This window comes from Pseudoalteromonas sp. PAST1 (assembly GCF_021532515.1).
GTDB lineage: Bacteria > Pseudomonadota > Gammaproteobacteria > Enterobacterales > Alteromonadaceae > Pseudoalteromonas > Pseudoalteromonas simplex.
On sequence record NZ_JAKGBH010000018.1, the window covers coordinates 75,768 to 89,810 of the forward strand.

The 14,043-nt window shown below is 42.9% G+C and carries 12 protein-coding genes; 9 read left to right on the plus strand and 3 right to left on the minus strand.

Annotated elements, in window-relative coordinates:
- Positions 1-44 precede the first annotated feature (44 nt).
- Positions 45-2,834: a TonB-dependent receptor gene (locus L1272_RS10890; RefSeq protein WP_235373381.1), complete on the minus strand. Its 2,790-nt coding sequence runs from the start codon at positions 2,832-2,834 to the stop codon at positions 45-47.
- 389 nt (positions 2,835-3,223) lie between these two features.
- On the opposite strand from L1272_RS10890, the gene L1272_RS10895 reads away from it, so the two are divergent.
- Both L1272_RS10895 and L1272_RS10900 read left to right on the plus strand, forming a co-directional pair.
- A complete protein-coding gene (locus tag L1272_RS10895) occupies positions 3,224-3,952 on the plus strand; it encodes a copper homeostasis protein CutC (RefSeq protein WP_235373383.1) in 729 nt (242 codons plus the stop codon).
- Positions 3,953-3,954: 2 nt separating this feature from the next.
- A complete protein-coding gene (locus tag L1272_RS10900; RefSeq protein WP_235373384.1) occupies positions 3,955-4,815 on the plus strand; it encodes a BadF/BadG/BcrA/BcrD ATPase family protein in 861 nt (286 codons plus the stop codon).
- Here the strand turns inward: L1272_RS10900 and L1272_RS10905 are convergent.
- Positions 4,812-5,537: an AraC family transcriptional regulator gene (locus L1272_RS10905; RefSeq protein WP_054552042.1), complete on the minus strand. Its 726-nt coding sequence runs from the start codon at positions 5,535-5,537 to the stop codon at positions 4,812-4,814. The genes L1272_RS10900 and L1272_RS10905 overlap by 4 nt on opposite strands.
- Positions 5,538-5,699: 162 nt before the next feature.
- Here L1272_RS10905 and L1272_RS10910 point away from each other — a divergent pair, with 162 nt between their 5' ends.
- From L1272_RS10910 to L1272_RS10940, 7 genes are all read left to right on the plus strand, one after another.
- A complete protein-coding gene (locus L1272_RS10910) occupies positions 5,700-6,860 on the plus strand; it encodes a Gfo/Idh/MocA family protein (protein WP_235373385.1) in 1,161 nt (386 codons plus the stop codon).
- 6 nt (positions 6,861-6,866) lie between these two features.
- Positions 6,867-7,919 carry a sugar phosphate isomerase/epimerase family protein gene (locus L1272_RS10915; RefSeq protein ID WP_235373387.1) on the plus strand — a complete coding sequence of 351 codons (1,053 nt, stop codon included), beginning with the start codon at positions 6,867-6,869 and terminating at the stop codon, positions 7,917-7,919.
- 32 nt (positions 7,920-7,951) lie between these two features.
- Positions 7,952-9,172 (plus strand): MFS transporter, encoded by a 1,221-nt coding sequence (locus tag L1272_RS10920; RefSeq protein WP_187491022.1) that lies wholly within the window; start codon positions 7,952-7,954, stop codon positions 9,170-9,172.
- A gap of 26 nt (positions 9,173-9,198) precedes the next feature.
- Positions 9,199-9,891, plus strand: coding sequence for a 3-keto-disaccharide hydrolase (locus L1272_RS10925; RefSeq protein ID WP_199528988.1), 693 nt, complete (start codon positions 9,199-9,201; stop codon positions 9,889-9,891).
- A gap of 1 nt (position 9,892) precedes the next feature.
- The gene (locus L1272_RS10930) at positions 9,893-11,572 is read left to right on the plus strand and encodes a GMC family oxidoreductase (protein ID WP_235373388.1); all 1,680 of its coding nucleotides are present in this window, start codon (positions 9,893-9,895) and stop codon (positions 11,570-11,572) included.
- Positions 11,573-11,574: 2 nt separating this feature from the next.
- Positions 11,575-12,330: a gluconate 2-dehydrogenase subunit 3 family protein gene (locus L1272_RS10935; protein ID WP_235373389.1), complete on the plus strand. Its 756-nt coding sequence runs from the start codon at positions 11,575-11,577 to the stop codon at positions 12,328-12,330.
- A 68-nt stretch (positions 12,331-12,398) separates the two neighbouring features.
- Entirely contained in the window at positions 12,399-13,229 is an 831-nt protein-coding gene (locus L1272_RS10940; RefSeq protein WP_235373391.1) for a sugar phosphate isomerase/epimerase family protein, read from the plus strand.
- 132 nt (positions 13,230-13,361) lie between these two features.
- Here the strand turns inward: L1272_RS10940 and L1272_RS10945 are convergent, their stop codons facing one another.
- Complete coding sequence (locus tag L1272_RS10945) at positions 13,362-13,679, minus strand: hypothetical protein (protein ID WP_235373393.1); 318 nt, start codon at positions 13,677-13,679, stop codon at positions 13,362-13,364.
- Positions 13,680-14,043: the final 364 nt, after the last annotated feature.

Here is a 14,043-nt window from a genome sequence, read left to right on the forward strand (position 1 = left end):
AATAAAAGTACCTTTTTAGGTTGTAACAAACAACATGCCTATGGTTAAAAGTTATAATTTGCGCCTAAGTAAAAACGGCGGCCCGAATATTGGTTATAGGTAAAGCGATTGCTTTGTTTCCAATATCCTTCTTCTATTTCTTCAGTTAGGTTTACCACTGACGCAGTAAACGAAAGATCCTCTGTTAGGTTATATGAGGCATTTACATCTAGCTGACCATAGTCTTTGGTATACAAGTTGTAGCCTTGGTGAATACCGTTGGCACGGTCATCTTTCCAGTTATATGACGCACGAACACTAAAGTCGTCATTCTCAAAATACACCGACACATTATATTGGTGCTTAGCGGTACCTGGTATTTCGGCCTCTGTTTTTTGTCCGTCTGTCGAGACTTCGCTGGTGCTGGTATCTGTGTAGGTATAGTTAGTTAAAATACCAAAACCATTATCAAACGAGTGCTGGAAGAACAGCTCTAAGCCTTCTGATTTTGCATCACCCCCGCCCACTTTGGTGTTCATTTCGACCTCAATTGGGCCGTTACAACAATCGTGTTCACGCTCTACAATTTCTACGGTCGAGATTGGTAAGTTAGAAATATCTTTAGAGAATAACGTGGCACCTAGTGCAGAACCATCGCCGTAATACCATTCAATACCTAAATCAAATTGGTCAGATAACATAGGTTCAAGGCCTGTGTTTACCGAGGTACCATTACCACGGCCTGTCCATGAATCTGGCGAGTTAATATTAACTGGAGGACCGTAAGACTCTGCTTGGCTTAAGTCTGAATAGCTCACTCTTGCCATGGTGCGTGCTGCGGCAAAGCGCACCACAAGATCTTCGGTTGCATCCCATGCAAGGTTAAAGCTTGGTAGTACTTCACTGCCATCGCTACTACGCTCGTTTGGATCCGTGTCGTCATCGTCTTGACCTATAACATCATCGTAGGTCAAGGTGCTTAGTTCAGTATTAACATAGCGCACACCAACATTACCGCGGAAATCTTGCCACTCAAAATCAGCTTGTGTATAAACAGACCAAATTTTTTCTTCTAAAGCATAAGTACCCGAAAGCGTTGGCACCACTGTCTGGCTAAAGTTTTCTTTTAAGTAATCATCCAGCGCTCTAAAATCAAACGCTAAAAAGTTAAATGCGCCAGTATCACCTGCACTGTTATCAACCACATGGTCGCTTACCAATGTTGGCGCATCTGGGTGAAAATCTGGATTATGGAACCACTCAGTGCCTGGCAAGTAACCGCGGTAACCGCCGTTATCAGAGATGCCGTCATCCCAACGAAAGTCGTTACGAATGCCTTTAATCTCGTGGTCGCGGTATTTACCACCCACATAAACACGAGTGAAAAAACTGCCATCAAGGTCAAATTTTACATCTGTTTGAAAGTAATCTTCTGAGTCTTCATTTTCAGATGAGTAAGAGTCAAACCAATCATAATACTGGTATGCTTCTTTATCGGTGGCTAAATCAGTCGACACTTCGTAGCTTGGTTTACCGTTTTCAATTGACCATAACCAGCTGTTTACTGAGCCTAAACGCGCATCAATATTGGCGTAGGTTTCTTTTGAGGTGCCGCCTTCAGCTTCAGTATGACCCAGTTTTACTGTAATGCTGTAAGTATCGCCATAATAAGTACCTTCAAAATCATAGGTGTTTGATTTTGACTCGCCAAAACGCTCGCGCCCTGTTAACTGCGGTGATAACAAGCCACGGCGAACAGCCACACCACCATTTACATCGGCATCACCCCAGTTATTATCATTAAGTAACCCATTATCGCCATTACCGTAGGCAACCACGGTATCGCCATCAAGCACAATGCCGTAATACGGATTGTGGTTATCATTCCATTCTGCAAAAGTAATGCTTTGCCCTGTTTGGTCGTAGCCTAACTTGGCACCAAAATAGTTAAAGTTTAAATCAAGTCTGTCACTCGGTGCCCACTGCACAGCGACTTGATAACCATCGCGTGTGCGGTCTTGGTTTGAGTTATTAACACTCATCGCACGAGGTGCCCATACATTGTTGTACACTTCGCCAGTGGCTTGGTCTACCAGCGCTGGACGCTCTGCGCCTTCAACGGTATCTGAGTGAAAACGCCAGTGTGATGCGTTGTTAGTGATAGTTGTTACGGTGCGATCTTGACGAGTAAAACCGGCCAATACACCAAAGTTTTCGTCGTCATTTTTCCATGAATACAGCACGTTAACTTGCGGCTTAGTGTCTTCAGACACATCATCGTAAGTCATCTCGGCACTTAACGCCCCTGAGTTTGCTTCCATCTCAAGCGGTTTACGGGTGTGTAAAATAACCGTACCACCAATGCCGCCTTCATCGATGCGTGCTTCTGCACTTTTGTACACTTCTACACTTTTGATCATGCTTGAAGGCAATAACGTGTAATTAAAACTACGGGTAGGAGTACCAGAACCTGATGAAGCAATATAGTTACCGTTTAATTGGGTGAGAGTCCAATCCGGTGACGTACCACGAATACTCACGCGGCTACCTTCGCCACCATCGCGGTCAATCAAAACGCCCGATACACGTTGCAAAGAATCAGCGACATTTTTATCAGGAAACTTACCAATATCCTCTGCGGTAATTGCATCAACGGTAGCTGTTGAAAGCCGTTTTATTGCTAAGTTTTCTGCAGTTGAAGAACGAATACCTCGTACTTCAATCACTTCTACATCTTCATTTACTTGCTCTGCTGCGTAACTTGTATTGATTGCCGCCAGTAGCGAAATCAAAATTGCATTTCGCTTAAAATGCCTTCCTTGCCCTTTTGTTTTTATTACAGTTTGCTTGCCCATGCCTATCTCCAGTTGTGTGTTCTGCAAGCTTTATGAGGTCTATACATCTCATAAAACATCTTATTGTTGTCGGTTTTTAAACTGATTATCGGTAGTTAACAGCTTGTTAAACTCAAACTCAGAATAGGGTGAGCGGTCAAAAAGTGATAATAAAAATTCGGTGAGAGATATGACAAAATCGGCGTTTGGAATATTTTATATTCATTTTTATAATTTCTGCTTTATAGTTAGGCCTGTCGTTGCAAAGCTAGTTCACTCATCAACACAGACTTAGTTAAAATAGTAACTAATTGATAGTAAACACCAAATTATTTTTCATTACAATTTTAAGTTTACGTTAAATTAATTAACTAATGAGTAGGTGTAATAGATATGGTAAAAACACGTCCATGAACAATGGTAAATTTCTTGAAGTATGCCTCAACGAAGGGTGCTTAAAGCAGCTTGTTAACAACATTTCAATGGCTAGTAACTTAGGTGCAAAACGCTTTGAGCTATGCAGTAATTTACACAAGGGTGGCTTAACACCAAGTGTTAATGCGATTGATTGTGCTGTAAAAAGCCTAACCAATAACGCAGAGTTAGTGGTGATGATACGCCCCAAAGCAAACAACTTTTTCGTTAGTGCTGAGTGTCACCAAGTTATGCAAAAACAAATAACAATGGCCGCTAATGCAGGAGCGCATGGCGTGGTATTTGGTGCAGTAAAACACGGCGAACTTGATTTAGAGGTGACCCGCTCTTTAGTTACCACCGCCAAACAGCATGGCCTGATGGTGACTTTTCACCGTGCATTCGATACCCTTACAAACCCGTTAAGCGCACTTGAGAAACTGATTAGCTTAAAGGTTGACCGCATCTTAACAGCGGGCACGCCATGGCAAAGCGATCAAACTGCATTTGATGGTCTAAATCAGCTCAACACATACTTAGCACACAGCGCTAATCAGATAGAAATTGTTATGGGGGGTGGCGTTACTTTAGAAAACGCGGCAACACTTTGGCAATTAATAAAAAACCATTCAGCAAAGGCGGCTGTGTATGTACACTCATGCGTGCATAACGAAAATGGTGCAATTAATGCTGAGGCTATCAATAAGCTACTTTCAAAGGATTAAGCATGGCAACGTATTTTTTAGGTATTGATGGCGGTGGCAGTAAGTGTAAAGTTCGTTTAGAAAACGAAAACGGCTCATTGCTGAGTGAAGCCATAAGTGGTTCAGCAAATGTGGCCACCAGCTGTCAACAAAGCCAAGAGTCAATACTTCACGCTACTGAACTTGCATTTCTTGAGGCTGGGCTTGCCTTAAGCGAGCTGAAAAACACTTATGTGCATGCCGGACTTGCCGGAGCTAATATCGACTCAGCTTACCAAGCTATGACCAAGTGGCAGCACCCTTTTGCCAAGTTTACCCTGTCAACAGATATGCTGATTGCCTGTAAAGGCGCGCATCAACACCATGATGGCGCAGTGATTATTCTGGGCACGGGCTTTTGTGCGGGTTACCAGCAGCAAAACCAATTTAGCGAATTAGGTGGCTATGGTTTATTACTGAGCGATGGTGCCAGTGGGGGTTGGTTAGGCTTACAACTTTGCCGTAAAGCATTTGCAGTACTTGATGGTGTTGCGCAAAGTTCTGCCGCAATAGATACCCTACTCACTCAGCTTAACTGCAACTCAAGCCAAGCGTTAAGTCAGTGTTTAATATCAGCGCGCCCTGCAGAGCTTGCCAAATTTGCGCCGCTCGTTTTTAGCCATTCTGACGATGCTTTTTGTCAGCAATTAATCAATGAAGCGTGCGCATACATTACCCGCTATATCGCTTACTTTGAAAAACAAGGTATTGAAAAAGTCACCTTGATGGGCGGCATTGCCAGTGCCATCACGCCTTACTTAACTGATGCCAGTAAAGCGCATCTAACCCCCGCCCTTGCCAGTGCAGAGCAAGGGGCTATTTTAATGGCGAGAGAGGCAATTTAATCGCCTAATTGCGAGCGCATTTGTGAGGGAATTTCACCAAACAGACGCCGAAATTGTTTGCTGAAGTAACTTGGCTCAGAAAACCCACACTGGTAGGCCACTTGTGAAATGGGCAGTTGCGTTTCAATTAGCAGCTTACGGGCATTTTCAAGACGCACTTCGTTAATAAATTGATTAGGTGTTTTCGCTAAGTGCTTTTTAAAGCGGCGCTCTAAAGCACTTACCGACAAGTGTGCAAGCTCTGCTAATTCATCAATGCTGATCTGACGATGATAATGCTCGCGAATAAATTTTACCGGCTCTTCAATTGCCCTTACATGAGAAAGCGCTTTTGAGGTTTTTTGTAGATGTCGGGTCACTCCGTAAGTACCAATCACATTGCCATCATGATCTTTTAAAGCATGCTTTGATGTAGAAAACCAACCAAGCTCACCTTGTTGGGTTTGGTTAAGCTCTAAACGGTCAGTCACTATGTAGCCTTCCATCACCCGTTTATCGTCGTTGACGTACTGAAACGCAAGGTGCTTTGGCGAAAAATCAAAGTCTGTTTTTAGCAATATTTGCTCCAGTGTTTTATAACCCTGATGCTCAATAAAATGCTGATTACAATGCAAGATTCTACTATCTGTGTCTTTTACCCAAAAGAGGATATCTGGCAGTAAATCAAATGCAGCAATTAGCTGATTTACGCCAGCTTTTTTTATTATTTCTTGAATATCCATCGCTTAATTTTGTCTCAACAAAGAACAGTCCTATATATTTTAAACGCCGATTTTGTTGCATTGTCAACCGAATTTTTATTAGCGCTTATTGGCTAAGCTTTCCTATTATCAATAACATGATATTAACAGTAGCAAACGCTATTTAAATTAGGAGCGCTTAAGATGAGCAAAGCTAAGATCCGCATGGCAATGGTAGGCGGTGGCGATGGTGCCTTCATTGGCGCTATTCATCGAATTGCAGCGCGATTAGACGGAATGATAGAGCTTGTTGCAGGCGCATTCAGTTCAGACGCAAACAAATGTAAAGCAACCGGTGAATTACTCGGGCTTGATAGCAGCCGCTGCTACGATAGTTACCAGACACTATTTGCCGAAGAAGCAAAATTACCCGCTGATGAGCGTATTGATTTTGTGGCTATTGTTACGCCAAACCACTTACATTTTCCGGTCGCGAAAATGGCGATTGAACATGGTTTTCATGTGCTCTCAGATAAACCTGCAACGCTTACTCTCGCAGAAGCAGAGCAATTACAAAGTATTATTGCAAAACAGCAGGTTTTATATGGCTTAACCCACACTTACACCGGTTACCCTATGGTCAAAGAAGCCAAGCATCGCGTAAAAGCAGGCGAGCTCGGCAGCATACGAAAAGTCATTGTTGAGTACACTCAAGGCTGGTTAGCACACAGCGAAGACGAAGGTTCAAAACAAGCGAGCTGGCGTTTAGACACCAGTAAATCTGGCATTAGTTGTTGTATGGGCGACATTGGCGTGCATGCAGCTAACTTAGCCGAGTATGTTTCTGATCTCGAAATCACCGAGCTTTGCGCCGATTTAAATCATGTGGTTGAAGGCCGAGCCCTTGATGATGATGGCACAGTGCTTCTTAGATTCAATAATGGTTGTAAAGGCGTTTTACTGGCAAGCCAAATTGCTATTGGCGATGAAAACAACTTACGTCTGCGTATTTATGGCGATAAAGCCAGTCTTGAGTGGTCACAACTTGAGCCTAATAGCTTATGGCTACGAGGCCACAATCAAGCCGCAACATTACTTAGAGCTGGCGTGGGTGAATTACACCCTGACACGCAAAATGCCCTGCGCGCTCCTGCCGGTCACCCAGAGGGCTACCTTGAAGCCTTTGCCAATATTTACCGCAATTTTGCAGCACAAATTCATGCATTTAAGCAAGGCGACAACGCAACAAATTCAGCATTTGATGTGCCAGGCATCAATGAGGCTGTGCGTGGTATGGCGTTTATTGAGCATGTTGTTGCTTCATCGAAGCAAGATACTAAATGGCACAAATTACAGATTGGATAAAAAAGAATGAACAAAATAAAAGGGCCAGCAATATTTTTGGCGCAGTTTATTTCAGATCAAGCCCCTTTCAATAGTTTTCGTGGTTTATGTGAGTGGGCAAGCGGTTTAGGTTACAAAGCGATTCAAGTGCCAACCTCAAATCCGACTATTTTTGATTTAGAAAAAGCAGCTCAAAGCCAGCATTACTGCGATGAAGTCACTGGTATTGCCACAGAGTATGGACTTACAATTTCAGAGTTATCAACACATTTGCAAGGCCAGTTAATTGCTGTGCACCCTGCCTACGATGAAATGTTCGATAACTTTGCCGCAGAGCATGTAAAAGGTAACCCTGCAGCGCGAACAAAGTGGGCAACAGAGCAACTGATGATGGCTGCTAAAGCAAGTAAAAACCTTGGCTTAACAACCCATGCGACATTCTCGGGTTCTTTTTTATGGCATACCTTTTACCCGTGGCCACAGCGTCCACAAGGACTTGTTGAACAAGGTTTTAGTGAACTTGCTAAGCGTTGGTTACCTATTTTAGATTGCTTTGACGAGCATGGCGTGGATGTGTGTTATGAATTGCATCCGGGTGAAGACCTACATGATGGTGTGACATTTGAGCGCTTTTTAGCAGCAACCAATAATCACCCACGCGTTAATATTCTTTATGATCCGAGCCATTTTGTATTGCAACAGCTCGACTATTTAGCGTTTATCGATATTTATCATTCGCGCATTAAGGCGTTTCATGTCAAAGATGCCGAATTTATCGCAAATGGCCGCTCAGGTGTTTATGGCGGATTTCAAAACTGGCAAGACCGCCCGGGGCGTTTTCGTTCTTTAGGTGATGGCCAAGTAGATTTTAAGCAAATCTTCAGCAAGTTAACTCAATATGGTTTTGATGGTTGGGCTGTACTTGAATGGGAATGCTGCTTAAAGCACCCAGAAGATGGGGCAAGAGAAGGCGTTGAGTTTATTAAAGCACATTTAATAAACCCAACAGACAAAGCCTTTGACGATTTTGCCAGTGGCGCAACAAACACTGAGCGGAATAATCGAATTTTAGGTTTATAAAACCGACAACAATAGAACACAGGACACACAATATGGACAACAATAATTATAACCGCATTGTCTTTCGGCTTTGCTGTATAGCACTGATTGTGACCTCTATGACCTTTGCCATACGTGCTGGTATTTTAGGGCAACTTGGCAGTGAATTTGGCCTCACCGACACCGAATTAGGTTGGGTTAATGCTATGGCATTTTTAGGCTTTCCGGTCGCGACTATGGTCGGCGGTATTATTTATAATGCCATTGGCGCGAAGAAATTAGTGGCGTTAGCGTTTATCTGTCATTTACTTGGCCTTGTTTTGACCATAACAGCTGATGGTTTTTGGGGCTTACTGATTTCTACCTTTTTAATTGGTTTTGCCAACGGCGCTGTTGAAGCTGGCTGTAACCCGCTGATTGCAGAAATGTACCCTAAAAACACCACCACTATGCTAAACCGTTTTCATGTTTGGTTCCCAGGTGGCATTGTGATTGGCGCACTTGCGTCGAACTTTATGTCGGGAGCGGGTTTAAACTGGCAATGGCAAGTAGCGTTAATTTTAGTTCCTACGGTTATCTATGGCGCTATGCTGATCAAAGCACAATTCCCACGCTTTGATACACGCTCTCACTCTACCAGCAGCAATATTCGCCACTTATTTACGCCGTTATACATCTTTTTAATTGCTTGTATGACGTTTACCGCAACCACTGAATTTGGCACACAACAATGGATTGAGCGTATTTTAGGTTCATCGGGTGCCTCTCCTATGGTGGTATTAGCCTTGATCACTGGCCTAATGGCGGTTGGTCGCTTCTTTGCAGGCCCTATAGTGCATAAGCTCAACCCTACCGGTGTATTACTTGGCTCTGCCATTTGTGCAAGCTTAGGTATCTTTATGATGAGCCAAGCCGAGGGCAGCATGATTTATTTAGCAGCGATATTATTTGCTCTTGGGGTTACCTACTTTTGGCCGACCATGCTTGGCTGCGTTGCTGAATACATTCCAAAGTCAGGGGCGCTGGGTATGTCGTTAATGGGCGGTGCAGGCATGTTTGCTATGAGCATCTGGAACCCTGTAATTGGTAGCTGGATAGATACGGCACGCTCATCGGCACAGGCAAGTGGCGCAAGCGCTGAACAAATTGAAATTTTAGCCGGACAGGCTGTATTACAAAACCTACTGATCTTCCCAATTATTTTAATCGTCGCATTCATTGGGTTGCATTTGGTAATTAATAACAACAAACGCACCGAAAAATGTGCGTCTTAAGCAAGTAAATCGTCGAGGAACACACAATGTTTAAATCTCTTAAAGCACTGACTTTAATGCTCACCGTTAGTAGCTGTGCACTCGCTAATGCGGCTGACAATCAGCTTACACAACAAGAAAAGCAAGCTGGCTGGCAGTTGTTGTTTGACGGCAAAGATATGTCGCAATGGCGTAATTTTAAAAGCGAATCTTTAAATCCTGCATGGGTCGTTGAAGATGGCGCTATGACATTAACCAAAGGTGGTGGCGACCTGCTTACTAAAAAGCAGTACCAAAACTTTGAATTACAGATCGATTGGAAAATCTCTACCAAAGGCAATAGCGGTATTTTTGTATTAGCAGATGAAACCGGACAGATGATTTACTCTCATGCGCCTGAAATTCAAATTATCGATAACGAAGAACACCCAGATACCGAAATTGACTCGCACTTAGCAGGGTCAATTTACGATTTATTTGCAGCCCCAGTTGCGGCTCACAAACCAGCAAATAGCTGGAACCATGTACGCATTAAAATGCAAGACAACCACTTACAAGTTTGGCAAAACGGTATTAGCACCACCAGCATTGTGATTGGCAGTACAACATGGAATACCCTTGTTAAAGGCAGTAAGTTTGCAACCTGGAAAAACTTTGCAAAGGCTGAACAAGGTCATATCGGGCTTCAAGACCATGGTGACAAAGTGTGGTTTAAAAATATAAAAATCAAGGAGCTATAAGATGTCTGATTTTAAACATAAGGTATTAGTTGTTGGCTCAGGTGCTGGCGGTGCAATGGCCGCTTATACGCTAACCAAACTTGGCCACAAAGTGTTATTACTTGAAGCGGGCCGTAATTATGACCCGAAAACAGAAAGCCCGATGTTTCGTCGTAACAGTGAGGCTCCACTTATGGGGGCTGGTAACAAAGACAAAAACTTTGGCTTTTACGATGCAACCGTTGATGGCGGCTGGCAAGTGCCTGATGAGCCATACACCAGCGCCAAAGGAAGCGACTTTTATTGGTGGCGCGCACGTATGTTAGGTGGTCGAACAAATCACTGGGGCCGCTATTCATTACGCTTTAGTGAGCACGATTTTAAAGGCAAAAGCCGAGATGGTCACGGTGCCGACTGGCCATTTGAGTACGCTGATTTAGCACCTTGGTACGATAAAACTGAAGAACTTGTGGGTGTATGTGGCACCAATACAGGCCATGAAGATATGCCAGATTCGTCACCGGGTATTTTACAGCCGCCACCAAAGCCGCGTGTTCCTGAGCTTTTAATTGCCGCTTCGGCAAAGAAAATGGGCATTCAAGCAGTGCCTATGCATCGCGCGGTATTAACTCGCCCTAAAGATGATCGCATGGCGTGTTTTTATGCAACACCTTGTGGCTCTGGTTGTTCAATTGGTGCTGCTTTTCAAACTACGACATCGCTATTACCTATGGCAAAAGCCACTGGTAACTTAAAAGTCATTACCGATGCCATGGTTAAATCAGTCAAAGTTGATGAGCAAGGTAAAGTCACTGGCGTCACCTATGTTGATAAACACATTGTAACCGAACATGCTATTGATGCCGATGTGGTTATCTTAGCCGCCAGCGCCTGTGAATCAGCGCGTATTTTATTAAATTCAAAGAATAAAAAGCACCCTAAAGGCCTTGCTAACTCAAGTGGCCAAGTAGGTCGAAACTTAATGGATTCGACGGGTGCATGGTTAGGTGCGCAAATTCCGGCACTTAAAGGTCGCCCACGTTATAACGAAGATGGACATACCGCTAATCACTTATTTATTCCTTGGTGGGGTCATCAAGCACAAGCTAACAATGAATTAGATTTCCCACGTGGTTATCACTTTGAAATTGGCAGTGGCTTTGGCCAGCCGGGTTCGGGTGTGTCAGGTGATAAACAAGGCTATGGCCCAGCTCTTAAACAGCAAATTCGTGATGCATATGGCTCTTACGTTGGTTTTGCTCTGCGTGGCGAGATGTTACCGAACAAAGATACCTACATGGAAATTGACGAAAACGTTAAAGATAAATGGGGCATTCCGGTATCAAAGTTCCACTTTAAGTGGTCTGACAGAGAATTAAAGCAAATTGAGCATGGTTTAAAAACCGCTAAGCAAATCTTAGAAAATATGGGCGCAACCGTGGGTGAACTCCCGCCTGCTGAAAAAGCAATTTCAAAAGGTGGCGAAATCATTCACGAAGTGGGCACCACACGCATGGGTAGCTCAAAGAAAGACTCGGTCACCAATCAATGGGGGCAAACATGGGATTGTAATAACCTATTTGTAATGGATGCAGGTGTATTTGCTTCTAACCCTCATAAAAACTGTACGCTCACCATCATGACGCTGGCAATGCGTAATTCAACTTGGCTTGCTCAACAAATTGATAACGGGGTACTTTAATAATGCATCATCGTAACGAACACGACACATATAACTATGTTTCTAATATGAGCCGCCGTGAGTCTTTAAAATGGCTTGGGTTATTGGCTGCTGGCTCTGCGGTTAGTTTAACTGCAGGTTGCACAAAAGCACTTGAAGATGACGTTGCTGTCTCTGCAAAAGAGCATTGGCCTGATTTAGATATCAAGCCTGTAACCGCTAAAGGCTATGGTCAAGATCCTAATTTGGTTATGCCACCAGAATCACCTTGGCCACTGACCTTAACAGCAGACGAACTCACGTTAGTAGCGGTTTTAGCTGATTACATTGTGCCGCGCGAAGGTGCTATTCCTTCAGCCAGTGAGCTACAAGTACCGGCTGTTATTAATGAGTGGGTGAGCGCGCCTTATGAAGGTCAACAACGCGATAGAATTAAAATTTTAAATTCATTAGCGTGGCTTAACGATGAAGCACAGCTTCGTTTTAAAAAGCAATTTGTTGCACTTAACGAAAAGCAACACCGCGCGATTTTAGATGATATTACGTTTTTAAACGAGCAAACACCTCTACAATTTCAGCGTATTGGTAAAGCTTTTTTACGCTTTAAAGAGTTAGTGCTTGCTGCCTTTTTCTGTACACCTGAAGGCTGTAAAGACATAGGTTACCTTGGTAATGTGCCTATTGCAGGCGATTACCCTGGCCCTTCTGATGAAGCAAAAGCCCATTTAGATCAGGTTTTAGCTGAGCTTGGTTTAAGCGAGTACGCCTATATCGATTAACTTTCCCCCTTGTGTTATTTGTAACACCGTGCAGGGGGTCAGCCCCCTGCTTTTTTTAGGATTGAAGTATGTTTAAAACCCGCATTTTATTGCTCATTATTAGCCTTGTATTTAGTGGTCAATTATTCGCAAAACTGCCAGTGAGTGTGCAGCTATGGTCAGTCAAAGACACCTTAAAAAATGACTTTCATGGTACGCTTAAGTCTCTTGCCGAAATGGGGTTTGACGGCGTGGAGTTTGCCGGAGACTTTGGCCCATACTCACATAACCCAGCAGCCTTAAAAGCAAAGCTCAGTGAATTAGGCTTAGTTGCCAGTAGTGCCCATATCGGCTTTGATGCACTCAGTGAAAACACTATTGATAGCACCCTGCTGTTTTACAAGACCCTTGGCGTTACTACACTTTATGTACCTTGGGATGAAAGAGCATGGCACCCTGAGGGAGTTAAATCTCTGGTTAAAGAGCTTACTAAAGTCAGTGATTATGCAACCCGCTTTGATATGAAGATCGGTTTTCACAATCATAATAAAGAGTTTAATGCTTTTAATAATGCAACGTTTTGGGATTACATTGCCACTAATACCCCCAAGACCATGCCATTGCAGTTAGATATTGGCTGGGTCAATTACGCTGCTAAAGATCCAATCTACTTTATTAAAAAGTACCCTAACCGCACGCTTGCTACACACATTAAAGTACGTACGATTCAGGGTAGCAACATGAGCCCTATTATCGGCGAAAACAACATTGATTGGCCTGCCATCATCGATACTTTAGAGTCGCACGGCAACACCAAGTGGTTAGTGCTTGAGCAAGAAGAATACCCAAACGGGTTAACCCCACTACAAAGCGTTGCTAAATCAAAACAAAACTTAGATAAGATTTTACTTGGTTTGTAGAGTTATTTTAGGAATGAGCTCGCTTTAACCACGTGAGCTCATGGCTTGAGTTTAATTTAAATAGTCGTTCACTCACAGCTCTATATTAGGGTTCATCTTGCCAGGAGCTATTGCCTATAGAACGCTAGTTTGTTATGGATCAATAAGCTTTATGTACACAACTTGCCTAGGTTCTCCAACCTTAGTGCAATCTTCATCAATTTGATCAGCTAAAGCATCACCGTAGTTATCACGAATATATGACAATACTTCTGTTCGACTAAATGTTGAAGAACCTTTTGACTCACCATAGTACACCTTTCCATAATCAAAATTTACTGCACCATGTTCTTGTAAAAGGGGTTTAATTTGATCTTTAAGTAATTTCTCTTGATAAAGTAGAGCCTTGATTTGACGCTTGATTCCAATTAAATCCTGAGCGAATTGCTCTATTTTATTATCGTTTTCCATAACCTAACCTTTTTATTTTTTAACACTGAAGTTTGAATGATTGTTAGCTTGGCGCGATTACTGAATATATTATTTGTAGCAGAGTCATTAACTAATTTCTAGCCAAAAGAAGTTTACCAAGCGAATATCTAAAATTCAGATAATTACGAACAATTTGATAAATAAAATAAAAAATAAGCAGTATACTTTGATTAAAATTAGATAGATAACGTTCTTTTTTTGCTAACCAAAAATAGACCCGAATTCAGATAATAAGTGCACCACTCATGGTTAAACGGTGAGAAGAGATCAACTGCCTGTTGGTGGTACTCTGTAATCGCCAAAAAACAAGAGTAGATACCATGAGTTACAAGCAGTTGATCGA